The organism is Roseivirga sp. E12, from assembly GCF_017592825.1.
Lineage (GTDB): Bacteria > Bacteroidota > Bacteroidia > Cytophagales > Cyclobacteriaceae > Roseivirga.
This window is the reverse complement of record NZ_JAGFMD010000001.1, coordinates 117,530-143,218: the sequence shown is the minus strand read 5'-3', so window position 1 is coordinate 143,218 and position 25,689 is coordinate 117,530. Positions and strand designations below refer to the sequence as shown.

Sequence of the window (25,689 nt, the reverse complement as noted above, 5' to 3'; positions counted from 1 at the left end):
AAAATCTAGGACTGATGACTAATCATCAATCCAACTAGTATACATAATATAGTTCTCAGGAGTTCGATCGATTACCTGTCTTAATTTTGCATCAATTTCTTTTACTTTCTTAGCTGGAGTACCAGCATAAAGTGAATTCTCTTCAACAATAGTATTGGCCAACACCACTGCACCAGCGGCAATCATTGAACCAGATTTGATAACGGCATTATCCATAACAATCGCACCCATTCCAATCAACACGCCATCTTCTACTATACAACCATGCACTATTGCATTATGTCCCACGGATACATTCTTGCCAAAAACAGTCTTTGAATGGTTAAGAGTTCCGTGTATCACAGCTCCGTCCTGAATATTACAATTCTCTCCCATTTCTATGGAACAGACATCTCCTCTAATCACTGCGTTAAACCAAACGTTACAATTCTCTTGGAGCGAGACATCTCCAATTACAGTTGCATTTTCTGCGAGCCAACATGATTCTGAAATATTAGGATGAACTCCCTTTACACCTTTAATAATTGCCATCTATTAAAATTATATGTACATACATTGAACTTTTTGAAACGACTGCAAGTTTACCCTACAATCCGAAACAATTCACACCCTTTGGCGTTAGTGCACTGTCGGATTTAAAGAAAAGAAAATAACCCTACAAATTGACTAAAATGAAAAATTTAAAATCTACCCTTGGACTATTATTATTGGCTACGCTTGTTTGGGCCTGTGGGCCAAAGGGCACAGCAGTAGAAACATCAGAAGCCAAAGCGGTAGCTTCAGGCGATAATGCCACAGCACTGTTTTTAAATCCGAACTCATCGCAAGTGACATGGATCGGAAGCAAACCAGGTGGAAAACATAATGGTACTATAGACATTACCTCTGGTGAAATCAGTATCAATGGTGATGAAATAGTTGCTGGCAATTTTGTAATCGATATTAACACCATCACCGATTTGGATATGGCTGGTTCTGGTGGGCAAGCCAAACTAGAAGGCCACCTGAAGTCAGCTGACTTCTTTGACGTTGCCAACTTTCCTGAAGCAAAATTTGAAGTAACGAGCGTAACAGTCTTTAATGCGGCTTCATTGGCATCTGATAATGCCGAGTATGCCACTGAAAATACGCCAGCAAAATTGAGCGAAATTCTCGTTGAAAACCCAACTCACTTTATTTCTGGTAACCTTACGATGAGAGGTACTACCTTGAATATCACAATTCCTACACATGTAGAATTAGGTGAGACAACATTGAAAGCCAATGCAAGCTTCAATATCGACCGCTCTAAATGGGGCTTGATGTATCAGGATGAGTCTTCTGTGGCTGACAAGGCCAAGGATAAATTCATTTACAGTACGGTTACCGTTGGCTTCGTAATTGAAGCTAGTACTGAGAAAGTATCTGAATAAGCGAGATAAAGAACTATAAAGCCTCAAGTAAGCCTACTTGGGGCTTTTTTATGCTCTAAGGTTTGTGCATTTTTGCAAGCCTTTAAATGACAACAATCAACTTTCCATACAAAGGACTAAGCAAAGACGAGTTCCTTCTCAAATCCCTTACCTGGGCCGAGCAACATAGTCATTTCGCATATTTCAATGCAAACCAAATTAGCTATCCGCATGACGGATTTCGTCATGTATTAGCAGTGGGTGCTCATAAGTTGTTGGAAGTAAAAAAGGGTACTGCTTTTAACGACTTGAAGGATTTCCAAAATGAAATAACTGCTAGTAGGAGTCTAAATGATTGGATCGTGGGCTATTTAGGCTATGACCTAAAAAATGAGGTTGAAAGACTTGAGAGCCAGAATAATGATCGTCTAGGCTTTCCTGAGACCCAGTTTTTCAACCCGAATCACTTACTCCTTTTTGGCGAAAACAGTTTGGAGCTTTTGACGGGTCAGGAAGATGTTTTTGAAATCATACTTAATACTCAGGAGATACCTGCAGAGAATGAATTCACTAAGCCAAAGGCATCGGTTAGCAAAGAGGACTACCTTTCCAATGTCGAGCGACTGAGGCAACATATCGAAGAGGGTGATTGCTATGAGGTCAACTACTGCCAGGAGTTTCACGGAGAGATTGGGCGTTTAAATCCAATCGCACTCTATCGAGTCCTTAATGATATCTCTCCCAACCCTTTTTCTTGCCTTCAAAAATTCAACGAACACTATATCATTTCGGCTTCTCCAGAGCGCTTTTTGAAGCGAAATGGAAGTACGGTCATCTCACAACCGATCAAAGGAACCAGACCACGAAGCGAAATTTCAAATGAAGATATTCGCCTTAAAACTGATTTACGCAACGATCCGAAAGAGCAGGCTGAGAATATGATGATTGTTGACTTGGTGAGAAACGACTTGGCAAGGACAGCAAAAACTGGTTCAGTTAAAGTAGAAGAGATCTTTGGCATCTATTCATTTCCACAAGTTCATCAGATGATTTCAACCATCACTGCTGAGATAAAAAACGACATAGACTCAATTGATGTGATCGAGAAAGCCTTCCCTATGGGCAGCATGACGGGTGCTCCGAAGGTGAAGGTCATGGAGTTGATAGAAAAATACGAGAATACTAAAAGAGGACCTTTCTCTGGTGCTGCTGGTTATTTTATTGGAGATCAGGCATTTGACTTTAACGTACTTATTCGCAGCCTCTTTGTCAATCAAGAGACTGGCACCTATTCCTTTCAGGTAGGTGGCGCCATAACTTATGATTCCATTCCAGAAAAAGAGTATGAAGAATGCATGGTCAAGGCCAAAGCAATCTTTGAACTTATTAAAAAGAGCTACCTTGTTCTTAGTTCCCCTTTAAACGCATGATATAAGACCTTAGGGCATCTGCATTAGTCGTATCAGTTGCAGTCTCTAAGCCTGTATTCAAAGTTGTTATTGCTTCATCTACTTGCCCTAGTCTTTCTTGCGCTTGTGCCTTGGAGAAGTAACCTCCAAGGTCAGAGACTTCTGGTAATTTAAAATCCCACATTGCAACGGCATCCTGGTATTTTTCGTCTTGCACCATTCTGCGATGCAGTGTATACCATTCCCCAATTTCAAATCTGTAAGTTGCTGTATCTAAGTCAAGGCTTTGGTAATGCTTAAACATCTCTTCCACCCCACTTTCCTCATAAATAGGAAACAGAACATCTGCCAAGAATATCTTCGGCTCCGCGACCTTAATCATATTAAGGTCAAACTGCAGTGTTGCATTAGGTGGAATATCATCTCCAGCACCGCGTGCTCCATAACCAAGCTCAGGTGGTATGATGGCCAATATTCTATCTCCTTGCCTGCCATACATCACCACCTCATCAAACCCTTTGATCAAGGAAGTTCTCTTTGCATCAAATTCAAAGATTTGTTCTCCTTCTGAATAGGTAGACCAAACCGTATCTCCTGCTACAATCAGATTGATATGGGTTGACACTCGACTCAAAGAATCGATTTTAGGGCCATTACCTCTTTCTAGGTATAGATACTTGACGCCACTGGCTAGGAAGACAGTATCGCTGTCAGAACCTGAAGCACCGCTACCAGAACAAGCCTGCATAAAAATGGCTGTGGAAACGATAAGAGAAGCAAATAGTAGATTGAAAGTCTTTTTTAACATAAGAGTTGAATAAGCACCAAAAGTAATAAACAATAATCTAAGGCATAAAAAAGGGTGAGCACCATTGATGCTCACCCCAAAAAGGTCTCTTAAGACTTCTATTAGTATTCTCGTGGTTTTCTAGATAAGGTAACCCTCCAAATTTTATTTGAGGCGGCCGAATTACCAGGACCAAACGTACCTGGGTTAGCTTGAAAGGCTTCAATACCTCCATAGACATAACCTAGATCTAATGTCTCATCTCCCACAAAGGTCTTCTCTGCATCGATCAGTTCTGTTGTTTTACCATTAGACAAACTAAAAGACTTGATGTTTGTCAGATTATTCTGAATAAAGACCGACTCGGCACCGTAAAAATAATCACTGTCAAAGACGTTGTCTTTCAAGGTCCATGAACTTGAATTTTGGTTGACATCAAATTGAACCTGCATGGCCGCATTGGTAAACCCAGAAACCTGAAGGTTTCCTGCAGACTGACCGTCTCCTATTCCACCTAACAAGAAAGTATGTACCCTTTCTGTTTCAGAATCATAAAGTGTGAAGTCTGCACATGCATAAACGTTTCGGGCTTGTTTGTAATTAGAATCGATGGTGTAACTAGAGCTGAGTGATGGATGAACATATATGGCCGATTCCCAAGGGAGTCTCCATCTTGTTGTATCCTTATTCACAATGCTAAGGCTATCAGGTCTAAAGACTCCAGAGTAAAAAGTGAGTCCTTCAGTCAATGTACCAGCGCTATTTTTGAATAATGAAGGAACTACAGGACCATCTCTTCTACGAAACTTCGAATGAGCATCAGAATAAGAAGTAGCCAACTGACTCACTGTCATATCACTAATTGGACTATCCACAGTAATGTCCAATTGATATGGATTTGCTGCGTTTTGACTCATCTTGAATGGATATACCGCATCTAGGTACTTTTGTCCATTAGGAGCCTTTGATCCAAAATCATGTCCACCTGCAAGATAGAATGTATCATCCAGTTTGAATATTTCAGCACCAGTACTCTTCAAGCTAGCATTACTTCCTGCGGCAAACAGTTTGGTCCATTCAACTCCCGAGAGCTTGTTACTAACAAGACTTATCATCGAAGGCACATGAATTCTTGCTACATGATCAAAAGTATTGTAGGCATTACTCGAGTTGGTGTCATTCAACGGTGTACCATAACCTCCGACAACATAAAGGTATTCACCGTCTTGCGTTACTAAAGGGTTTGAATTACGAAAGACTGTTCCAAAATCTCTCAAAGCCGCATACAATTGGATATTAAGGGGCTGGGCTTTTCCCACAGCATCTAGCATGTCTCCGTAGGACATACCAGTCACTGTATCCTTTACAACGTCATAGGCAAAAATGTCTTCGTTGAAAGAAAGCGGTAAAAATGATTTGGCAGCATAATCACCGTTAATGATTCCATGTATTCCACCATCATCGGCTAATCGGTTAGTCCTACCTGCGAACAATAGCCATATGTTGCCATCTACGCCATGCACAAAGGACTGAAGTGCAGGAGCGTTGTTGAGTGTATCAAGAGTAACTGAAACATCATAAAGATACCCTGTTGGATAGGCTTCTACTTTAGAGGACTTATTACACGAAGAAATGGTAAGAATCAAAGTACAGAAGAGTGTTAAGCATAAGGTCAATTTTTTCATAACATATGTGTTTGGTCTTAAGCAAGATAAATAAGTAATGCCGCCTAAGACAAAATGAAATTAAAAAATAGCTGTAACCAGCTAGACCGATGAATAGTTAAAGTAAGACTGACAATCTGTCACATTTTAGGACTAAAAGCATTATATTTGCCGCTCGAAATTGAGCAGAAAGATTGATGGAGAAGATCATTCAGGATATAGACATTCTAGACAGAAACAGCCAAGAGGCAATGGAGACGGTAAAAACCTCTAAAGAGGAAAATACCGGTCAGAAGAAGAAGCTTTATATAGAAAGCTATGGTTGTCAAATGAACTTTGCCGATAGCGAAGTGGTGACTTCCATTATGAAAGACAATGGTTATGACACCACGTCCGACTTTGAAACTGCAGATGTGGTCTTTCTTAATACTTGCTCCATTAGAGAGAAGGCAGAACAGACTGTAAGAAAAAGGCTTAGCCAATTCAATAAGGTAAAGAAAGAAAAGCCGGAAATGACCATTGGCGTATTGGGTTGTATGGCCGAAAGGCTCAAAGACAAATTGCTCGAAGAGGAGAAAATCGTTGATGTTGTTGTTGGCCCGGATGCTTACAGGGACCTACCTAAGTTGGTCGAGACGGCCGAAGATGGCTTGAAAGCAGTAAACACCTTCCTCTCAAGAGAAGAGACTTATGCTGACATCTCCCCTGTCAGGTTAAACTCCAATGGTGTTACCGCTTTCGTATCCATTATGCGAGGCTGCGATAATATGTGCTCTTTCTGCGTAGTTCCTTTTACAAGAGGTCGCGAGCGAAGCAGAGATCCTCATTCTATCATTAATGAAGCGCAAGAGCTATTTGATCAGGGCTATAGAGAGGTCACCCTACTTGGTCAAAATGTCGATTCATACAAGTGGTCGGAAGATGAGAACAACAAAGCTTGGTTAGAGAAGAAAGAGAAAAAAGGGGAAGAGGTACAAGTAATCAACTTTGCCAACCTTTTGGAAATGGTGGCAAAGATTTCGCCTGATCTTCGAGTACGATTCTCAACCTCTCATCCAAAAGACATTACAGATGAAGTGCTTCATACCATGAAGCGGTATGAAAACATCTGCAAATACATTCACTTACCAGCACAGAGTGGCAATTCTCGGGTTCTCGATATGATGAATCGGACTTATACACGTGAGTGGTACATTAATCGAGTAGATGCTATTAGAGATATTCTTGGTCAAGAATGTGGTATTTCTTCGGATATGATTGCAGGCTTCTGTACTGAAACTGAAGATGAACACCAAGACACATTGACATTAATGGACTATGTGCGGTATGATTTTTCCTACATGTTCTTCTATTCCGAACGACCTGGAACACTGGCGGCAAAGAAATTTGAAGACGACATTCCATTAGATGTTAAGAAGAAGCGTCTACAGGAAATCATTAACAAGCAACAAGCTCTATCGTTGGAGAGGAATAAACTGGATATAGGGCAAGTCCAAAGGGTCTTAATAGAAGGAAGATCTAAGAGATCAGATGAACAACTTCAAGGCCGAAACTCTGCCAACAAGGTTGTTATTTTTTCAAGAGAGAATTACCAAAAAGGTCAATATGTGAACGTTCTGATTGAAGAATGTACAACAGCTACACTATTTGGTAAGGTCGTTTCATAAATCTATTTGATTTGAACAACAAAGAATTACTCAGTATAAAACAACGCTTCGGCATTATTGGTAACAGCCCCAAACTGAACCATGCCATTCAGATAGCTGCGCAAGTAGCACCAACTGATATGACGGTGCTGATTACTGGTGAAAGTGGTAGTGGGAAAGAATCTTTTTCCAAAATCATTCATCAGCTAAGCCCTAGAAAACATGGTAAATTCATAGCCATCAACTGTGGAGCCATTCCTGAGGGAACAATTGATTCAGAGCTATTCGGACATGAAAAAGGATCTTTTACGGGTGCTTACGAAGCTAGAAAAGGATATTTTGAAGACACAAATGGAGGTAGCATCTTCTTAGACGAAATTGGAGAAATGCCCCTTCAGACTCAGGCAAGACTATTGAGGGTCTTAGAAAACGGAGAGTTTATCAAAGTTGGTTCGTCAAAAGTTCAAAAAACAGATGTGAGAGTGGTAGCGGCCACTAACGTCAACCTATTGCAGGCAGTAGAAAAAGGGAAATTCAGAGAAGACTTATACTACAGATTAAGTACTGTACCGATTTTTGTTCCGCCTTTAAGAGACAGAGGCCAAGATGCTGATTTGCTTTTCAGGAAGTTTGCTTCTGATTTTGCTGAAAAATATCGAGTTGACAGCATTAAGCTGAATGATGAAGCCAAGGACGTCTTAATTAGATATCGTTTCCCTGGAAACATACGTCAACTCAAAAATCTAGTGGAGCAAATCTCTGCTCTTGAGATGGAGAGAGATGTGACCGCTGAAACGCTATTGAAGTATATACCTCAAAACAGCTCAAGCTTACCAGCAATTTACAAGGGAGACAAAGATTCAGCTTCCGAAAGCTTAAGTGAAAGAGATCTACTCTACAAGGTACTCTTCGACATGAAGAAAGACATGAATGATCTGAAGAAGCTGGTCAATGGCATGATGGAAACTGGAGTATATGATAAGCAGGTCATAACTGACAATCCTAACCTTTTTCAGAGCCTGGACGAAAAGCCCACCCTTTCTGACTCTTCTGAAACCAAAGACTACTCAGAACCCATCTACCTTCAGCCAAGTGTGGAAGAAGATGTACCATATGGCTATGATAGTGTACACGACATTACCCACGTGGAAGACGAGTCACTCTCTATAGAGGAGAAGGAAAAAGAGCTCATTATTAAAGCTTTGAGAAAAAATAACAACAAAAGGAAATACGCGGCACAAGATTTGGGGATATCGGAACGTACACTTTATAGAAAGATCAAGCAGTATGAAATCGATTAAGCTTCCTCTCCTACTTTCTTTACTCCTTTTAGTTTCTTCATGCGGAATTTATTCCTTTGATGGTGCGTCCATTGATTATGATCAGACTAAAACACTCTCTATTGCAAACTTTATAAATGAATCTGGCGGTGGCCCTCCTAACATGGGTAACACATTTACGGAAGGTTTAAAGGATTATTTTCAACGCAGAACCAAACTAGAGTTAGTACAACAAAGAGGTGACCTTCAATTTGAAGGAGCCATTTCTAATTATAGTGTAAGACCACAGGCCATTAGCTCATCGGGAAATAATAATCAAGCGGATGGTACAGGGTTAATGAGACTCACCATTGCTGTTCAGTTAGTCTTTACCAACACTAAAAAAGAAGACGAGAATCTTCAACAAGCCTTTTCATTCTATTCAGATTATGATCCTGCTACAACTACATTAAATGCTGTTGAAGATGATCTAGTGGAAGAAATTTTTGAACAGCTCTATTTTGATATTTTTCAAGCCTCTGTTGCCCAGTGGTAATATTCATTCTAATTTAGACGCCCTAATAAGAATAAGTGGAACGAGAACGATTTAACACCTTACTGTCAGACCCTTCACAAGTCACTAACGCTGACATTAAGGCCTTGAATGACTATCGTAAGAAGTATCCCTATTTTCAGAGTTTATATGTAGTGGTGGCTAAGGCATTAAAAGAGCGAAACCACCCAAAGACCGAAGCATTCATCAAAAAAACAGCCGCCTATTCTACTGATGCAGAATATTTGGAACAAGTGATTAATGGAGACTTCAAGTTTCGTAAGAAAAAAGTCAAGGCATCAGAACCTGCACAATCGGTATCAAAAGATGATGTTGCAGAAATCAGAGCAACAAAAGAGAGAATAGAAGCCCTCTTGGCAAGCACCGAGACAGAGCCTGCAGTTGTAAGCAAAAAGGAGTCTCCGACAACAAGTCAGGTGGAAATCATAGAGAAGTTCATCAAAGACGAACCTTCCATCGAACGTCAAAAATTGTCAAAAAGTGAATTACCAAGCCAACAAGAAGATTTGGCCAGTAAGGCATTAAAGAGTGTAGAGGCCTTTGAAACCGAAACTTTAGCCAAATTAATGGTTATGCAAGGCAAGCATAAAAAGGCCATTAATATTTATGAAAAACTCCGTTTGAAGTTTCCTGAAAAAAGCACTTACTTTGCAGGCCAAATTGAGGAAGTAAAGTCCAAAAAGAATGTTTAAGTTATTTATCATACTAGCGATCATCATAGCCATCTTGTTAATTTTGATCGTATTGATGCAAAATTCAAAAGGTGGTGGTTTGTCAAGTCAGTTTGGCGGTGGCGGAGCACAGCAGATCATTGGTGTTAAGAAAACCACTGACTTGTTAGAAAAGGCGACATGGATTTTCATCGTAGCGCTGATTGTTTTCAGTTTAGCGTCCAGCCTAACCCTTAATGATGGCACACAGCAGTTGACCAACCCAAATATTGACGCTGCACAACAATCATTGCCTGGCAGCACAATACCGGCAGTAGCTGATACAACGAGTGCCATTCAGCCAGTAGCGCCAGATACTACAGGCCAATAAGCCTTAAAGAACTTCAAAAGAGAGCCCCGACATGTCGGGGTTTTTTTATGCCCTAGACTTATGTCAGTTTTTTAGAAAAAATGACAGTAATTCTGACAGATCATACTGACACGAATTGCCCGATAAACTGACAAAAGTTCTTAAAAACGAATTGGCACATTTAGTGCAATAGGCCGATCCGTATTGTGAAACACAAAAACCTTAAAACAATAAGTAAAATGTCTAAAGTAAACATTACTCCACTTGCGGACAGAGTTCTAGTAGAACCAGCTGCTGCAGAAGAAAAAACTGCTTCAGGTATCATTATCCCTGATACTGCTAAAGAGAAACCACAAAGAGGAACTATAGTAGCTGCTGGAAGCGGTAAAAAAGACGAGCCGATGACGGTGAAAGTTGGTGATACTGTATTGTACGGTAAGTATGCTGGCACTGAGCTTTCTGTAGAGGGTAACGACTACCTGATCATGAAAGAGTCTGACCTGTTCGCAATCATCAATTCTTAATCTAAAACTGAAAATCTAAACCAATAAAGAAATGGCTAAAGAATTATTCTTTAACAATGACGCCAGAGATCAACTGAAGAAAGGCGTTGATACATTAGCTGATGCTGTAAAAGTAACCCTTGGTCCTAAGGGTAGAAATGTCATCATCGACAAAAAATTCGGTGCCCCTACTGTGACTAAAGATGGTGTTTCTGTAGCAAAAGAAATTGAGCTATCTGAGCCTATCGAAAACATGGGTGCTCAACTAGTAAAAGAAGTGGCTTCTAAAACTGCTGACGATGCTGGTGATGGTACTACAACTGCAACTGTTTTGGCTCAGGCCATCTATAGTGCTGGAATCAAAAACGTAGCCGCTGGTGCTAACCCAATGGATCTTAAGAGAGGTATCGACAAAGCAGTTACTGCTGTTGTAGCCGACCTTAAAGGGCAGTCTAAGCCAATCAAAGACTCTAAAGAAATAGAGCAAGTGGGTACTATCTCTGCTAACAATGACGCTGAAATCGGTAAAATGATTTCTGACGCTATGGATAAAGTAGGTAAAGATGGTGTAATCACTGTTGAAGAAGCTAGAGGTACTGAAACTGAAGTAAAGACTGTAGAAGGTATGCAGTTCGACAGAGGTTACCTTTCTCCATACTTTGTGACTAACACAGAGAAAATGGAAGTTGAAATGGAAAACCCGTACATCTTGATCTATGACAAGAAGATTTCTTCGATGAAAGAATTACTTCCTGTATTAGAGCCAGTAGCACAAAGCGGTAAAGGTCTTGTGATTATTGCTGAAGATGTAGATGGTGAGGCACTTGCAACTTTGGTTGTAAACAAAATCAGAGGCTCACTGAAAATTGCTGCTGTTAAAGCTCCAGGCTTCGGTGACAGAAGAAAAGCCATGTTGGAAGACATCGCAGTATTAACTGGCGGAACTGTTATCTCTGAAGAAAGAGGTTACAAGCTTGAAAATGCAACAATTGAGTACCTAGGTACTGCCGACAAGATAAACATTGACAAAGACAACACTACAGTTGTTAACGGTGCCGGTGATGCCGCAAACATCGAGGCTAGAGTTAAGGAAATCCAAACTCAAATCGAGAACACTACTTCTGACTACGACAAAGAAAAACTTCAAGAGCGTTTAGCTAAGCTTTCTGGTGGTGTAGCTATCCTTTACATTGGAGCTGCTACTGAAGTAGAAATGAAAGAGAAGAAAGATAGAGTTGATGATGCATTGCACGCAACTAGAGCTGCAGTTCAAGAAGGTGTAGTTGCTGGTGGTGGTGTAGCTTTAATCAGAGCGTCTGCAGCACTTGATGGTGTTAAAGTAGCTAACGAAGATGAAGCAACTGGTGTGAACATCATTAGAATTGCTGTTGAATCTCCTCTTAGAACGATCGTTGCCAACGCTGGCGGTGAAGGTTCTGTTGTTGTAAACGAAGTGAAAGGTGGAAAAGCTGATTACGGATACAATGCAAGAGAAGACAAGTACGAAAACATGATCGCTGCGGGTGTAATTGACCCAACTAAGGTGACACGTTTGGCACTTGAAAACGCTGCTTCTATCTCAGCACTATTACTTACTACTGAGTGTGTAATTGCTGAAGAGAAAGAAGAAGGTGGCGCAGGAATGCCAATGCCTCCTATGGGTGGCGGTGGAATGCCGGGCATGATGTAATAACATCTCACAATAGATTTATAAAGCCCACCCAATTATGGGTGGGCTTTTTTTATACCAAATCATTCAATACCCTAATCCTCTCCCCTATGAAAAGATTATTTCTACTACTTAGCCTTTTCACTTTGATGCTGTTGTCTTGTAATTCAAAAGTTCAAGATTCAGAGGAAAAGGAGTTGATCAAAGCATACTTTTCCTCATTAAATAACTTCGAGTTAGAAGCTATACCAAACTACTTTTACGATAGCATCAGAATGAAGGAGAACGACTATCTGTATGTCGCTTCAAAGGACAGTTTCTATATAAAACTTCAATGGGATTCTGTATTTAGACCAAAGTATGATGTCATAGCAATAGAAGAGGCAGACAATGATATTATAGTAGAAGTATCTAAATCCGATCCTCGAATTCTATTCCTGAACGAAGAACCTACTATTTACCGTGATCGTTTTAGCTTCAAAGATGGTAAAATCTATAGCATTGAAACCGGAGAATTTGTTCTCTTTAATTGGGATCTTTGGGATAGCAACCGATCAAAAATAGTCAACTATATAAAAGAGAATCACCCTGAACTTGATGGGTTTCTCTATGATCAAACCAAGCAGGGTGCTCTGAATTATACCAGAGCCATAAACCTCTACAAAGCAGCACATCAAGAATAAAAAGTCATTGGCTATATACTGAAATCTTGAATTATCAGTTAATAAATATAAATTGCAACAGTGTTGCATAAACATTCTTGATTTGAAAAGACCAAAACTACTTTTACTGTTTATTGCAGTCGCCTTCGGTTGCTCATCTTGTGCCACTTTATTGAATCGCCCACATCAGGTGGTGTCCGTACGGTCTACAGAATCTGTCAAACTTATATATGAGGGTGATACACTACGGAGCCTTCCTAAAACAGAGTTAGAATTTGTCGTTAAAAAAGAAAAACACCCATTCAATGTGGTCCTCTTTAATGACTCAAGCTCAAGAACCTTTGATATTCAGGCCAGAAAGAGCTGGACATATGCCCTCAATCTATTTACTCCATACCTAGGTGGTTTGGTGGTGGACGAGATCAGTGGTAAAAAATTCACTTACCCTAAAAGGGTATATGTCGACATGGACAATACGGAAATCAGTTACCTCCCCTACTATCCCATGCCAAAGGAGCGTCTCAACTTCAAAAATCGATTATCGATTACACCCACTGCAATTATCGGAATATATCATCCTGGAATCGAAATTGGTTACCAACGGCTGTTTGGAGAACTGTTTGCCCTCCAAACCAACCTGAGATATTTACTAGCTGCCAACACCAATTACTCTAGAAATGCCAGTGGATTCAGAATAGAGCTCAATCCAAAGTACTACTTACGAAATCAAGAAAAGTCTAGAATCTATACCTCTCTGAGTTTACAGTACCTTAGAAAAGACCATGAAGCGGAATATGACTTTTTGATTCCGGCCAATTTTGATGATGATGATTTTCAAAATGATCAAATCACCCAATTACTGCCAGTTGAGAAGCGGTTTTTCTCTTTAACTCCTAGAATTGGAGTTGAGCATTACCTCTCAGATAGACTAGTCATTGATGCATTCTTTGGTGTTGGCTTAAGATATCGAGAAACCAGAGTAATTGGTGCCAACCCGAACTTTCTATTTAGCGATGGCAATTGGGAATGGTTCGATGTGGCGCATGATTCTAATAGGGCAAGCACTCGGCTCTCGGCAAACTTAGATTTCAACTTTAGAATCGGCTGGGTTTTCTGAGGCTTTCATTATCCGTGTCCGTAGTTTTTCGCTATATTTCTGTTAGCCAAATTCTAACTCACTTATGGAAAGATTCAACACTCCATTGGAGGCCTTTGCCCATTGGGTAAATACTACGCCCCAGAAAACCTTCTTAAGACAACCTATCAATCGTGTATTTAAGGAATACACTTTTGAGCAAGCTGATCAGGAAATCCGTAAGACTGCATCCGCTTTGGAGAGAATGGGTCTTCCCGAGGGTAGCCATGTAGCGATCCTTTCTAAGAACTGTGCCCACTGGATCATGTCCGACTTGGCCATAATGATGGCAGGATGCATATCCATTCCAATATATCCAACCCTTGGTGCTGACTCCATTAAAGAAATTCTTATTCATAGTGAGTCAAAGGCCATTTTTGTGGGCAAACTCGATGATTACAGTCAGCAGAGAGCCGGAATCCCTGATATCCCAATCATTGGAGTGGAACTGTATGGAGTCAATGAACAACATGGCTGGGATCAGTTGGTAGGTTCGCACGAACCATTGGAAGGTTTGACTACTCAGAATCCTGATGAGCTAATGACCATTATGTATACCTCAGGTACCACAGGAAACCCTAAAGGTGTTATGCATACAGTTGGCTCTTTTAACACCCTGATTACCACAGCTGTTGAAGCTATAAAAATGCCAAGCCAGCCTCGCTATTTTTCCTACCTGCCAATGACCCACATTGCCGAAAGAGCGGGAATAGAGTTATCAGCTATTTATAGAGGTGCAGCCGTGAGTTTCCCAGAATCTCTAGATACTTTCGGTGAAGACCTGGCATTGGTACAGCCTGAGACCTTTTTTGGTGTGCCGAGAATCTGGCAAAAATTTCAGGAAAAGTTACTTGAAAAGATGCCACAAAAGAAGCTCGATCGATTGACTGGCCTACCAATTATTGGAAGTATTATCAAAAAGAAAATCAGACAGAAATTGGGGCTTTCTGCGTCAGTAGCCAACTTTTCAGGGGCAGCTCCTATTGCCAAAAGCTTACAAGAGTGGTATGCCAAACTGGGTATAGAAATCAATCAGGCTTATGGTATGACGGAAGATTGTATACTCTCCCATTTCAATTTACCGGGTGCGAATAAATTCGGCACGGTAGGCCGTCCGCTTCCTGGAGTTACTTCAAAACTTTCAGAAGAAGGAGAAATACTCATCAAGAACGATTGTTTGATGAAGGGCTATTACAAAGAGCCCGAAAAAACGGCTGAAATGTTCTCTGAAGATGGTTTTCTAAAGACTGGCGACATTGGGGAGTTTGACCATGATGGTTTTCTTTCCATCACTGGCCGTGTGAAAGATCAGTTCAAAACTGACAAAGGGAAATACATCAGTCCTGCACCTATTGAATTGGAGCTATTAAAGAATGGAGACATAGATCAGATCTGTGTGGTTGGGACTGGAATACCTCAGCCCATTGCGCTCATTGTAGTATCGGAACTTGGCAGGCCCAAAAGCAAGGCCGAACTGGAAGAGTCATTGCAAAACAGCATCAACTCACTCAATCCTAAGCTCGAGAAGTTTGAAAAAATAGCTAAAGCAATCATAATGAAAGAGGAATGGTCTGTGGACAATGGCCTCCTAACCCCTACGCTAAAAGTGAAACGTAATCGAGTCGAGGCCATCCATATGGAAATGTATGGGAAATGGTTTGAGTCAGCTGATAAGGTGGTTTATGAATAGCCTGTTATTTAATAGAGGGCAATGACCAATTCCTGACCACCACAAGAATCCTGATCGCGATAATGAATAGGATGGTGATAATCATTTGAATGTTTGGGGCAAGGCTTGTCTGTCCTAATAGAAGATACAAGCCTCCTCCAACAAGACATACCGTTGCGTAAATCTCCCTTCGAAAGATCAAGGGGATTTCATTAACAAAAGTATCCCTAAGTACTCCTCCGAAAACAGCAGAAATAGTACCCATAATCAAAGCCACCAGTGGAGACAGACCGAGCGCCAAGGTCTTCTGTATACCCAAAATGGTAAACAGCCCAATACCGATTGAGTCAAAAAGAAACATGGTCTTCCTTAACCTTTCAAAGACTCTTTTAAAGAACATTCCTGCCAAAATTCCCAGCCCTATGACCAAGAGGTAGTTCGTATCTTGTAACCAGCCAACAGGCTGACTACCAATAAGTAGATCTCTAATAGTTCCTCCACCTATCGCTGTAACAAAAGCTATCACTGAAGCACCAAAAAAATCCAACTGCTTTTTAGAAGCCAAAAGCCAACCACTAATGGCAAAAACACATGTTCCTGCCAAATCAACGATATAAATCAATTCGCTCGCTTCCATGACCTCCTAATTTTTGTGCGAAGATATGATTATTCTTCTGATGACATTGCGAAATTATCTTGCTGCAACATTTTTATCATTTATGTTCTCAAATGACCAAACGTCTAACCATGGTCAACCTCAAACTTAATTGGAAATATTGCCTAGCATTATACTGTATCACAATGCTATATGCCTCTCTTCACGAGTTAGTTCATCACTTTGTAGGCTTCCTTGTATGTGGAGATTGGGGCTACAAAACTTTCAATTCATTCGTGACAACCTGTGATGGAACTCCCAAGTCTTACATAGCTACATATGCAGGCCCTGTTTTTTCATTCATTATGATGTATGTAGGGGCATATTTCCTAAAAAAGAGATCATCTACCTTTCATAATCATCTTGGTTTTGCTCTGATCTTTGCACAAATGCCTGCTCAGCGCATGTCGGGCCCTATACTTGGTTTTAACGATGAGCTCTACGCTACTTCTAGGTTATTCGAAGGTGGCATCAACACGCAAATCATTGTAACCATAATTCTTTTTGCGATCTGCATCCCTCCCCTAATCACCGCCTTTAAGGCAATAAAGAATAAACGGAGGATACTTTGGTTCCTCTTGTACTTTCTATTCTTACCCTATATTCTTTTTGGCCCACCATTCGTACTTCTAGAGTACTTAATGGTACAAAAAGGAATCCTTGATGAAGCCATTATAGGCATAGCCACCCTCTTTATCATTAATGAACTGTTTACAATAGGTCTCTACTTCAAAGTCAAAAAGTATATCAATCCATTCTATAAAAGTAATGCCTCCATTTGACGAAATTATTTAAATTGGTTCATGTCTTCAATCAACATTCGATTCGTGCACTCATCAGACGCACAGGACCTGTTGAAAATTTATGCATCCATCGTTTTGGAAACCGCTACTTCTTTTGAAACAGAAGTACCGACCGTTTCGACTTTTACTGAACGAATCAAGATTTATTCTGAAAAATCACCTTGGCTGGTAGCCGAGGTTAATGATCAAATTGTAGGTTATGCCTATGGCACAAGTCATAGATCAAGACAGGCCTATCAATGGAATCAGGAAGTGACGGTCTACGTACATCCCGACTTCAAAAGGCGAGGAATAGCACGCCTACTCTACACTAAACTGTTAGATTTACTTAAGGAAATGGGCTTCAGAAAGGCTCTGGCTGTAATTACACTCCCTAATGACCCCAGCGTTGAATTTCATAAGAGTCTTGGCTTCAAACATATAGGTGAAATGAAAGGCATAGGCTTTAAACTTGGAAAATGGCATAATACCAGCTGGTGGGATTTGGATTTGGGTGATAACAGCGCTGAGCCTTTGGAAATTAAACCAATCACCTCAATTGAACACCTATTGTAATGGCAGTTAGCAGTAAACCCACCCTATTCCCTGTATTGGCCGTCAATTTCATAGGGACATTAGGTTATAGTATAGTTCTGCCCTTTCTGGTTTTCTTGGTAAATGATTTCGGAGGTAATGAGTTTATCTACGGTATAATGGGCTCGGTCTACCCTGCTTTTCAATTCTTTGGTGCTCCAGTACTTGGACGATGGTCCGATAAGTATGGCAGAAAGCGTATACTCTTCATAAGTCAGGCAGGTACTCTCCTCGCCTGGATCATCTTTATGGTAGCCTTGTTTGCACCAAAGACAGTCTTATTTGAGGCAAACGGCACTTCAATTGGAAGTTTTGCACTTACCCTCCCCTTGATCATTCTTTTCGCGGCAAGGGCTCTTGATGGCATTACTGGGGGAAACATCTCTGTTGCCAATGCCTATCTCTCTGATGTTTCAACAGATGAAAACAGAAAGGCCAATTTCGGTAAAATGGCCATGTCATCGAGTCTTGGTTTCATTTTAGGACCTTCCATCGCTGGTTTACTCGGAGCAACTGAGTTTAAGGAGGCTATTCCTGTAGGTGCTGCAATGCTCATATCCATCGTAGCACTCTACGTCATTTGGTTCAGACTTCCAGAATCCAAAACTGATTTAGTCAAGCCAGATTTGAGTCAGTTTAAGCTTCGGAAACTCTTCGCTACCGAACAAAAGGATTGCTATGAAGTAGAAGACTGTCCTGAAAAGGGCTTAAGAGCTGTTTTAAAGATTAAGAACATACCCTTTATGCTCTTGATTTACTTTCTAACCTTTCTCGGTTTTAGTTTCTTCTATGTATCCTTCCCAATGCACGCTCTAAAAGCATTAGATTGGTCTGCTTTTGATCTTGGAATCTTTTTTTCAATAATGAGTGGCTTACTGATTCTAGTCCAAGGTCCAATTCTAAGTCAATTATCAAAAAGAGTGTCAGATGAATTCCTTATCACAATTGGAAGCCTTCTGCTAGTCGCAAACTTCCTATTAATCGGTTCATCTAATATTGTTTTCACTTATGGGGCTCTTACTTTCTTTGCCTTAGGTAATGGCCTTATGTGGCCTTCGTTCCTATCTCTACTCTCCAAATATGCGGGAGACGAACAACAAGGTGCTGTCCAAGGAGTTGCCAACAGTGTAGGTAGCTTGGCCAGTATTCTAGGGCTCTTACTAGGTGGTTGGCTCTTTGGAATTGTCGGCAACGTAACCTTCTATACGGCAGCAGGGCTTTTACTCTTAATCTTTCTGCTTTCGTTTCGTTTATTTACACTTAAGAAACAGCAAGGCTAAAGCATATGGCTCAATCATTTTCTGAACTGCTCAGAGACATCAAAGAATGTCAAATTTGTAAAGGGAAGTTTCCGCACGAACCTAATCCAGTGGTTTCGCTTAGCGAAAACTCTAGAATCCTAGTTATTGGGCAAGCGCCAGGTACTAAAGTACACGCCTCGGGTATCCCTTGGGACGATGCATCTGGAAGAAACTTAAGGAAGTGGCTCGGTGTCACTGATGAGCAATTCTACGACACTGAGCTTTTCGGAATAGTACCCATGGGCTTTTGCTACCCTGGAAAAGGAAAATCAGGCGACCTTCCTCCACGTCCTGAATGTGCCCCAGAATGGCACACCAAGATCTTCGGCCATTTACAAAACATTAAGCTCACGCTCCTTATCGGGCAGTATGCCCAGAATTATTACTTGGGAAAGCGAACGGAAGCTACACTTACAGAAACAGTGAGAAACTTCGAATCTTATTTACCAGAGTACTTTTGTCTGGTACATCCATCGCCTCGAAATGGCATATGGATGCGGAAGAATTCTTGGTTCGAGGAATCCGTTGTTCCCGAACTGCAGCGCACCGTTAAGGAAATCATACGCTAATTATCAGATATAAAAAAAGCTCTTTCAGTATATGAAAGAGCTTTTTACTAATCGCTTTATCTTACTTCTTGATGACTAAGCTTTCATCATCCTTATTGACCAATACTGGCTTTCCTAGACCAACATTATTCAATCTTTTCAGTTGAGTTTTACCATCTCCTACCACCACATATATCAGCTTATCAGGGTTCATATATTCGGCAATTAACCTTTTGGCTTCTGCCACATCCATAGACTTCAGCGTAGCCTCATCTTTCTGTACATAATCTAATGGTAAGTCGTAAGTAGAAATGTTTTGAAGTATCCCCACCAAACTGCCCAATGTCTCATATGACTGGGTGTTGCTTCTCAGAATTGAAGTCCTGGTAGAGTTCATATCGTCCTCAGAAAATTCATCGCCATAGTTATCTAAAATCTCCTTGAAGAGCTCAACAGACTCCTTAGTGACATTACTTCTAACACTCGATGCTGCTGTGAATGATGTTCCGTTCTGCTTTCTAGAGTAGTTTGAGAAGGCACCATAAGTATAGCCTTTCTCTAGTCTTAGTTTCCTGAAAAGAATAGATCCAGAGCCAGCACCTAATTTATAATTGGCCATGGTAGCTGCGGCATAATCGCTGTTATCTCCTTCCATGCTTACACGACCTATGTTTATCACCGATTGCTTAGCCTCAGGATAGTCCACAAAATAAATTCTGGAGTCAAGGGAAGGTGCTTTTATCTCGTATGATGGAAAGCTCACCTCTTTACTTTCCCAATCGTCAAATATATCCAGAGACTTAACAACATCTGCCTCGCTGATTGCTCCTACAAAGTGAAAAGAAGCAATTGATGGCGAAAAGTTGCTTTCATAGTATGCTTTTAAGTCATCTAGGGTAATACCACTTACGGACGCAGATGTTCCTGAAACTGGGTTTGCGAAAATATGATCCTCACCATACAAGACCTTATTAAAGACCTTTGATGCAATAGCATTCGGGTTGGCATTCCTTTGTTGGATGGAGTTCAGAGCCGAACTCTTAACCCTTTCAAATTCAGTCTCGTCCCAGCGAGGCTGAGTAATCACTTCATGAACTAACTCTAAGACTTTATCATAATTCTTAGCCAAGCAGTTACCGGAGATCGTCATGTATTCCTGAGACGTAAATACTCTAACACTTGCACCAAGTTGGCCAATTGCCTCTTGTAGTTCTTGTGGAGTTTTGGTTGCTGTACCCTCCATCATCATGTTATCTAATAAGGCTGACGTACCAACCTTTTCTGGCTGATCAAGTAGCATTCCTCCCTTGATACGGATACTAAACTGCGCCATAGGAAGCTCATCTTGATAGATATGTAACACATCCATTCCGTTAACCAACTCCGCCTTAGAGATTGAAGGTGGGGCAAAACTTAACTCACCTTTCAGCGGAGGGGCTGTACTTCTGTCAATCTTAGAAGCAGTCTTTACAAACTCAACATCCTTCTCATACTTATCAAGGTTGCCCTCAGCACCTTGTACAATAGCTTCTTCAACTACCGATGCCTTAACAGAACCATCTAGTACCAAATCTCCTTGCCCTACCGGAACAAAGCTTGTAGCCAAGAAATTCTGACCTTTGATATACTGGTTGTACACACGCATAATGTCTTCTCTTGTCACAGCCAAGCTGTTCTTCAAGTCTGTAGTAATATACCCCGGGTCACCTGCGAAGGTGTTATAGTCAGCTAGTTGATATGCCTTACTGAAAACACTCGATGCAGAATTGTAAAGCCCTGTTTCTAGTCCAATCTTAATTCTATCTAAATCAGCATCAGAGAAGCCTTCAGTTTCAAACTTTGTGAAAGCCTCATCTAAAGCAGCCTTCAGGTCGTTTAAGTTAGTACCATCAAAAGCTCTAGCGCCTAGCTTGAATGTTCCTGCGATCTCATTAGAACTATTGAAAGCAAATACCGATGGTGCTAGCTTCTTTTCTTCAACAATCACCTTGTACAAAGCGGACTTCTTTCCATCTGTTAGTATTTGACCTAATAGATCCAGTGCCCACATATCAGGGTGGTACTTTTCAACAGTTGGCCAAACCATTTCTAAATCAGGAAGGTTAGCAAACTTGTCTTCATGAAAAAGAAGCTTGTTTGCATTCAGCACAGCTGGCATAGGCTCAATAGCCTCTACCTCTGCTCTTGGCTCTAACTCGCCAAAATACTTTTCTACTAATGCTTCAGCATCAGCTTCATCAATATCTCCGGCAATGACCAATGTGGCATTATTAACACCATACCACTTTTCATAGAATTCTCTAACATCGTCAACAGTAGCATTCTGAAGGTCTTCCAAACTACCAATCACATCCCAACTGTATGGGTGACCTTCTGGATAAAGGTTTGTAAGCTGAACATATTCTTTATGTCCATAAGGTCTGTTATCTACCCCTTGCCTCTTTTCATTCTTAACAACCTGCTTCTCGTTCTCAAGTCCCCATTCAGAAACCGTATTAATGAAAAAGCCCATTCTGTCAGACTCCATCCAAAGTACTTGCTCCAGTGCATCACTTGGCACCGTTTCGAAATAAACCGTACCGTCAGTCCAAGTACCTCCGTTGAAGGTACCGCCAAGGTCATTCATGTTTTTAATGAAATTCCCTGCTCCTACATTTTCAGAATTTTGGAATAACATATGCTCAAAGAAGTGTGCAAAACCAGTCTTGCCTACTTTCTCTCTGTTTGAACCTACGTGGTAGAGCACTGCGACTGCCACCATTGGGTCGGAAGTATCTTGATGTAATACTACTTCAAGACCATTCTCTAAAGTGTACTTCTTGTAGTCCACAGAGAATTCATCTGAAGATGAATCAACGGACACATCGCAAGCTGTTGCTACAAACAGGAGTAGCATCAGGAGACCGCTTAATTTCTTAAGATTGTGTTTCATAATGATTAGGATTTAAATGTTATAAAAAAGCCTCGACTAGGTCGAGGCTTAAAAGTCTTTAGTGAACGTCTCCCATGAGTTTCCTCAGTGGTTTATTCAGTGCGAGCAATAGCAGTGCTGCTCCAAAGGTGGTCAGTACAATGGTCATATACTGAGAAGGCATATTGGCCAATGCTTCCGCATCTCCTCCACTTGCTTCACCAGCGATCAGGCCTGCTAACAAATTACCAAGTGATACTGAAAGGAACCAGATACCCATCATTTGGCCTTGATAGCCTTTTGGTGCAAGTTTCGTTGTTAAACTCAAGCCAACAGGGCTTAAACTTAATTCGCCCCATGTATGGAACAAATAAGTAAAGATTAACCAAGTAGGTGCTGCCATGTCTCCAGAAGCAGCAATCTTAGCTGCGAAGTACATCACGAAGAAGCCTGCTGCCACGCCAAATAGTCCAAAGAAGAACTTCAATGGAGAACTCGGCTCTAAATTTCTTTTAGCCAACCAAATCCACATTGCACCGAAGAATGGAGCAAAAAGGATAATGAAAGTTGAGTTAACAGACTGGAACCAGCCTGCAGGCATTTCCCACCCAAAGATAGAGCGATCGGTAAAGCGATCTGCAAAGAGATTCAAGGTAGAACCTGCTTGCTCAAAACCAGACCAGAACACCGCTGAGAAGATAAAAACTACCCCAATGGCAATTACCTTATTTCTATCACTTTTCTCTAAGCCTCCAAGAACAATTATATATCCAAGGTATGAGAATGCTACAACAGCTATAATGATACCTGATATGTTGGCAATAGCTTCAGCATTCACAGGAATTACTCCTGAGAACATGAGCACTACAAGGATACCAATTACCCCTACAATTGCCGTAGTAATCTTTTTTAGTGAACTCTGAGATTCTTTTTCCTGAGGTGTCTCCACCACAGGAGCATTACCTACATCCGCTAGAGTACCCGAAGTCAATCGGTATTGAATAAGACCCAACACCATACCAAAGCCTGCAAGACCAAAGCCTAAATGCCAGTTATACTCAGCAACAGAACTGGTTAGCAGTGGAGCCGCGAAGGCACCAATGTTAATTCCCATATAGAATATTGAGAAGCCCGCATCACGCTTACTATCTCCAGGAGCATAGAGTTGCCCTACGATTGAACTAATGTTTGGCTTTAATAAGCCTGTACCAACTACGATTAAAATCAGCCCCAGAAAAAAGGCGTTGGTATCTAATGCTGAGAGTTCAGCCTTTTCAGCTGCACCAGAGAATAACTGGAGAATTCCAGGGATACCCATTGTAAAGTGTCCTAATGCGATGATAATACCACCATACCAAACGGACTTTTTAAGACCAAATAAACGATCGGCTAACCAACCTCCGGGCAAAGCGAGCAAGTAAACCCCCATGGTATAAAGTCCATAGATTGCTCCTGATGTTTTATCATCAAAGCCCAAACCACCATCTGATACCGCGGTGGCCATAAATAAAATGAGAAGGGCTCGCATACCGTAGTAACTGAACCGTTCCCACATTTCTGTAAAGAACAAGGTTGCTAGTCCCCTAGGGTGTCCCCAAATCGTCTTCTGATCTGACATAGTTAATTTTTTCGTTTTAGAATAACCTTTGAATCTAACATGAGTCAAAGCATTTTACAAATCGTATTTTAATAAATGGCTCATACCGCCAATTTTACCTGATTTCCATTGATCAAAAAGTCTATCACCAACAAGTTTTTCAGGTATATTTAGGAGGTATTTTAAATACCTATAGTTACTTTTGCAATCGTTTTCACAAAGAGAGAAAATTAACCAAAAATCATGCTAGAAACTGGAATAAAATCCAACAAAGCTGGGCTTGAAACAGCCGGAATTAAAGTTAAAGAAGCACATTGGAACCTCAGCCCCACTGAGTTAATCGAAGAAGCCATTCAAAATGGCGAAGGGCATTTGACAGACACAGGCGCATTAATGTGCGATACTGGCAAGTTCACAGGACGTTCTCCTAAAGACCGATTTATCGTAAGAGATGAGTCTACTGAGGAGAAGGTTTGGTGGGGCGACATCAACATCGGAATTTCTCCAGAATCTTTCGATATCATCTACAACAAGATGATCAAGCACCTTGAAGACCGTAAAGTATACGTGAGAGATGCTTACGCTGGAGCCGACAAAACGCACAGACTCAAGCTAAGAGTTGTCAACACTATGGCTTGGCACAACCTCTTCTGCAACAATATGTTCATCAAGCCTGATGCATATAAGTTACCTGACTTCGAGCCAAACTTCACGATTATCTCATGTCCTGAATTCAAAGCAGACCCTGCGACTGACGGAACAAGACAGGAAAATTTCGCAATTGTAAACTTCACTAAGAGAATGATTCTTATCGGTGGCACTGAGTACTCTGGTGAGATGAAAAAAGGGATTTTCTCTGTACTCAACTTCTTATTACCTACTGAGGATGGCGTTTTACCAATGCACTGTTCTTCTAACATGGGTATTGAAGAAAGAGACACTGCAGTATTCTTTGGTCTTTCAGGTACTGGTAAGACTACTCTATCTGCAGACCCAAATCGATTGCTCATTGGTGATGACGAGCACGGTTGGACATCTAAGAATGTATTCAATTTTGAAGGAGGTTGCTACGCAAAAGCCATCGACCTTACGGAAGAAAACGAACCAGACATTTACAGAGCCATTAAGTATGGAGCGATTGTTGAAAATACAAGGTTCCACCCTGGTACTAGAAGTGTTGACTATGCGAATACCGAGGTAACTGAAAACACAAGAGTTTCTTACCCTCTCAACCATATTAACAACATTGCAGAACCTTCAATCGGAGGAATCCCTAAAAACATATTCTTCTTAACATGTGATGCTTTCGGTGTAATGCCTCCAATCTTGAGATTGAATAAAGGACAAGCGATGTATCACTTTATTTCTGGTTACACTTCAAAAGTAGCAGGTACTGAAGCTGGAGTGACTGAGCCACAGCCCGTATTCTCAGCATGTTTTGGAGCACCGTTTATGCCACTCCACCCTACTGAGTATGCTGAAATGCTTGGTAAGAAAATGGAGGAGCACGATGTCAACGTTTGGCTAATCAATACTGGTTGGACTGGCGGACCTTATGGTGTTGGTTCTAGAATTAAGTTGAGATACACTAGAGCAATGATTTCAGCTGCACTTTCAGGTGTATTAGATAATGTTGGTTACAGAAAGCATTCAATCTTTGGTGCTGAAATTCCAATGACATGTCCTGATGTACCTAGTGAAATACTCAGTGCTAGGGAGACATGGAAGAATGATGACGGTTTCTACGAAACCTCTAACAAACTAGCTAGAATGTTCCAGAACAACTTTAGCAAGTTTGAATCTTATGCTAATGATGAGATCATGGCTGGGTCTCCAAAGCCAAGAGAAGATTACAAATAGACTATTAACTATAGAAGCTAGAAAGCCTGTCCTATTGGATAGGCTTTTTTTGT

Annotated in this window: 23 protein-coding genes; 17 read left to right on the top strand and 6 right to left on the bottom strand. The window is 41.0% G+C overall.

What is annotated here, in order from left to right; translation table 11 throughout:
- Positions 1-18: 18 nt before the first annotated feature.
- Positions 19-531, bottom strand: a complete 513-nt coding sequence (locus J4E76_RS00645) for a gamma carbonic anhydrase family protein (RefSeq protein ID WP_208500509.1) — start codon at positions 529-531, stop codon at positions 19-21.
- Between the two features lie 140 nt (positions 532-671).
- On the opposite strand from J4E76_RS00645, the gene J4E76_RS00640 reads away from it, so the two are divergent.
- Together J4E76_RS00640 and J4E76_RS00635 are read left to right on the top strand one after the other, a co-directional pair.
- Entirely contained in the window at positions 672-1,412 is a 741-nt protein-coding gene (locus J4E76_RS00640) for a YceI family protein (protein ID WP_208500508.1), read from the top strand.
- Between the two features lie 86 nt (positions 1,413-1,498).
- Positions 1,499-2,821 carry an anthranilate synthase component I family protein gene (locus tag J4E76_RS00635; RefSeq protein ID WP_208500507.1) on the top strand — a complete coding sequence of 441 codons (1,323 nt, stop codon included), beginning with the start codon at positions 1,499-1,501 and terminating at the stop codon, positions 2,819-2,821.
- Here the strand turns inward: J4E76_RS00635 and J4E76_RS00630 are convergent.
- The gene (locus J4E76_RS00630) at positions 2,799-3,608 is read right to left on the bottom strand and encodes an FKBP-type peptidyl-prolyl cis-trans isomerase (protein WP_208500506.1); all 810 of its coding nucleotides are present in this window, start codon (positions 3,606-3,608) and stop codon (positions 2,799-2,801) included. The genes J4E76_RS00635 and J4E76_RS00630 overlap by 23 nt on opposite strands.
- Before the next feature lie 101 nt (positions 3,609-3,709).
- The gene (locus tag J4E76_RS00625; RefSeq protein WP_208500505.1) at positions 3,710-5,272 is read right to left on the bottom strand and encodes a hypothetical protein; all 1,563 of its coding nucleotides are present in this window, start codon (positions 5,270-5,272) and stop codon (positions 3,710-3,712) included.
- Positions 5,273-5,448: 176 nt separating this feature from the next.
- Between J4E76_RS00625 and miaB the strand changes: the two genes are divergently transcribed.
- The 10 genes from miaB (at position 5,449) to J4E76_RS00575 (ending at position 15,409) form a co-directional block, all read left to right on the top strand.
- On the top strand, positions 5,449-6,918 hold the full coding sequence (gene miaB, locus J4E76_RS00620) for a tRNA (N6-isopentenyl adenosine(37)-C2)-methylthiotransferase MiaB (protein ID WP_208500504.1): 1,470 nt from the start codon (positions 5,449-5,451) through the stop codon (positions 6,916-6,918).
- Positions 6,919-6,929: 11 nt separating this feature from the next.
- Positions 6,930-8,198, top strand: coding sequence for a sigma-54-dependent Fis family transcriptional regulator (locus tag J4E76_RS00615; protein ID WP_208500503.1), 1,269 nt, complete (start codon positions 6,930-6,932; stop codon positions 8,196-8,198).
- Entirely contained in the window at positions 8,185-8,712 is a 528-nt protein-coding gene (gene lptE, locus J4E76_RS00610; RefSeq protein ID WP_208500501.1) for an LPS assembly lipoprotein LptE, read from the top strand. The genes J4E76_RS00615 and lptE overlap by 14 nt, the downstream gene beginning before the upstream one ends.
- Positions 8,713-8,747: 35 nt before the next feature.
- Positions 8,748-9,422: a hypothetical protein gene (locus J4E76_RS00605; protein WP_208500499.1), complete on the top strand. Its 675-nt coding sequence runs from the start codon at positions 8,748-8,750 to the stop codon at positions 9,420-9,422.
- Entirely contained in the window at positions 9,415-9,771 is a 357-nt protein-coding gene (gene secG, locus J4E76_RS00600) for a preprotein translocase subunit SecG (RefSeq protein WP_208500497.1), read from the top strand. The genes J4E76_RS00605 and secG overlap by 8 nt, the downstream gene beginning before the upstream one ends.
- A 218-nt stretch (positions 9,772-9,989) precedes the next feature.
- Positions 9,990-10,274 carry a co-chaperone GroES gene (groES, locus tag J4E76_RS00595; protein WP_069841694.1) on the top strand — a complete coding sequence of 95 codons (285 nt, stop codon included), beginning with the start codon at positions 9,990-9,992 and terminating at the stop codon, positions 10,272-10,274.
- A 31-nt stretch (positions 10,275-10,305) separates the two neighbouring features.
- On the top strand, positions 10,306-11,943 hold the full coding sequence (gene groL / locus J4E76_RS00590) for a chaperonin GroEL (RefSeq protein ID WP_208500495.1): 1,638 nt from the start codon (positions 10,306-10,308) through the stop codon (positions 11,941-11,943).
- An 89-nt stretch (positions 11,944-12,032) separates the two neighbouring features.
- Positions 12,033-12,605: a hypothetical protein gene (locus J4E76_RS00585; protein WP_208500493.1), complete on the top strand. Its 573-nt coding sequence runs from the start codon at positions 12,033-12,035 to the stop codon at positions 12,603-12,605.
- 82 nt (positions 12,606-12,687) lie between these two features.
- Positions 12,688-13,701, top strand: coding sequence for a hypothetical protein (locus J4E76_RS00580; protein WP_208500491.1), 1,014 nt, complete (start codon positions 12,688-12,690; stop codon positions 13,699-13,701).
- A 64-nt stretch (positions 13,702-13,765) separates the two neighbouring features.
- Positions 13,766-15,409 (top strand): AMP-binding protein, encoded by a 1,644-nt coding sequence (locus J4E76_RS00575; protein WP_208500489.1) that lies wholly within the window; start codon positions 13,766-13,768, stop codon positions 15,407-15,409.
- Positions 15,410-15,413: 4 nt separating this feature from the next.
- Here J4E76_RS00575 and J4E76_RS00570 read toward each other — a convergent pair whose 3' ends face one another.
- The gene (locus tag J4E76_RS00570; RefSeq protein ID WP_208500487.1) at positions 15,414-16,025 is read right to left on the bottom strand and encodes a trimeric intracellular cation channel family protein; all 612 of its coding nucleotides are present in this window, start codon (positions 16,023-16,025) and stop codon (positions 15,414-15,416) included.
- Positions 16,026-16,135: 110 nt separating this feature from the next.
- Between J4E76_RS00570 and J4E76_RS00565 the strand changes: the two genes are divergently transcribed.
- Genes J4E76_RS00565 through J4E76_RS00550 form a run of 4 tightly spaced genes read left to right on the top strand, consistent with a single transcriptional unit; the run spans position 16,136 to position 19,289 of the window.
- Positions 16,136-16,825 carry a hypothetical protein gene (locus J4E76_RS00565; protein ID WP_208500486.1) on the top strand — a complete coding sequence of 230 codons (690 nt, stop codon included), beginning with the start codon at positions 16,136-16,138 and terminating at the stop codon, positions 16,823-16,825.
- 21 nt (positions 16,826-16,846) lie between these two features.
- Positions 16,847-17,401: a GNAT family N-acetyltransferase gene (locus J4E76_RS00560; protein WP_208500484.1), complete on the top strand. Its 555-nt coding sequence runs from the start codon at positions 16,847-16,849 to the stop codon at positions 17,399-17,401.
- Positions 17,401-18,699, top strand: coding sequence for an MFS transporter (locus J4E76_RS00555; protein ID WP_208500482.1), 1,299 nt, complete (start codon positions 17,401-17,403; stop codon positions 18,697-18,699). Before J4E76_RS00560 ends, J4E76_RS00555 begins: the two co-directional genes overlap by 1 nt.
- Before the next feature lie 5 nt (positions 18,700-18,704).
- Positions 18,705-19,289, top strand: coding sequence for a uracil-DNA glycosylase family protein (locus J4E76_RS00550; protein ID WP_208500480.1), 585 nt, complete (start codon positions 18,705-18,707; stop codon positions 19,287-19,289).
- Positions 19,290-19,350: 61 nt separating this feature from the next.
- Here the strand turns inward: J4E76_RS00550 and J4E76_RS00545 are convergent, their stop codons facing one another.
- Positions 19,351-22,200, bottom strand: a complete 2,850-nt coding sequence (locus J4E76_RS00545; RefSeq protein ID WP_208500478.1) for a pitrilysin family protein — start codon at positions 22,198-22,200, stop codon at positions 19,351-19,353.
- 58 nt (positions 22,201-22,258) lie between these two features.
- Positions 22,259-23,797 (bottom strand): peptide MFS transporter, encoded by a 1,539-nt coding sequence (locus J4E76_RS00540; protein WP_208500476.1) that lies wholly within the window; start codon positions 23,795-23,797, stop codon positions 22,259-22,261.
- A gap of 222 nt (positions 23,798-24,019) precedes the next feature.
- On the opposite strand from J4E76_RS00540, the gene pckA reads away from it, so the two are divergent.
- A complete protein-coding gene (pckA, locus tag J4E76_RS00535) occupies positions 24,020-25,636 on the top strand; it encodes a phosphoenolpyruvate carboxykinase (ATP) (RefSeq protein ID WP_208500475.1) in 1,617 nt (538 codons plus the stop codon).
- Positions 25,637-25,689 lie beyond the last annotated feature (53 nt).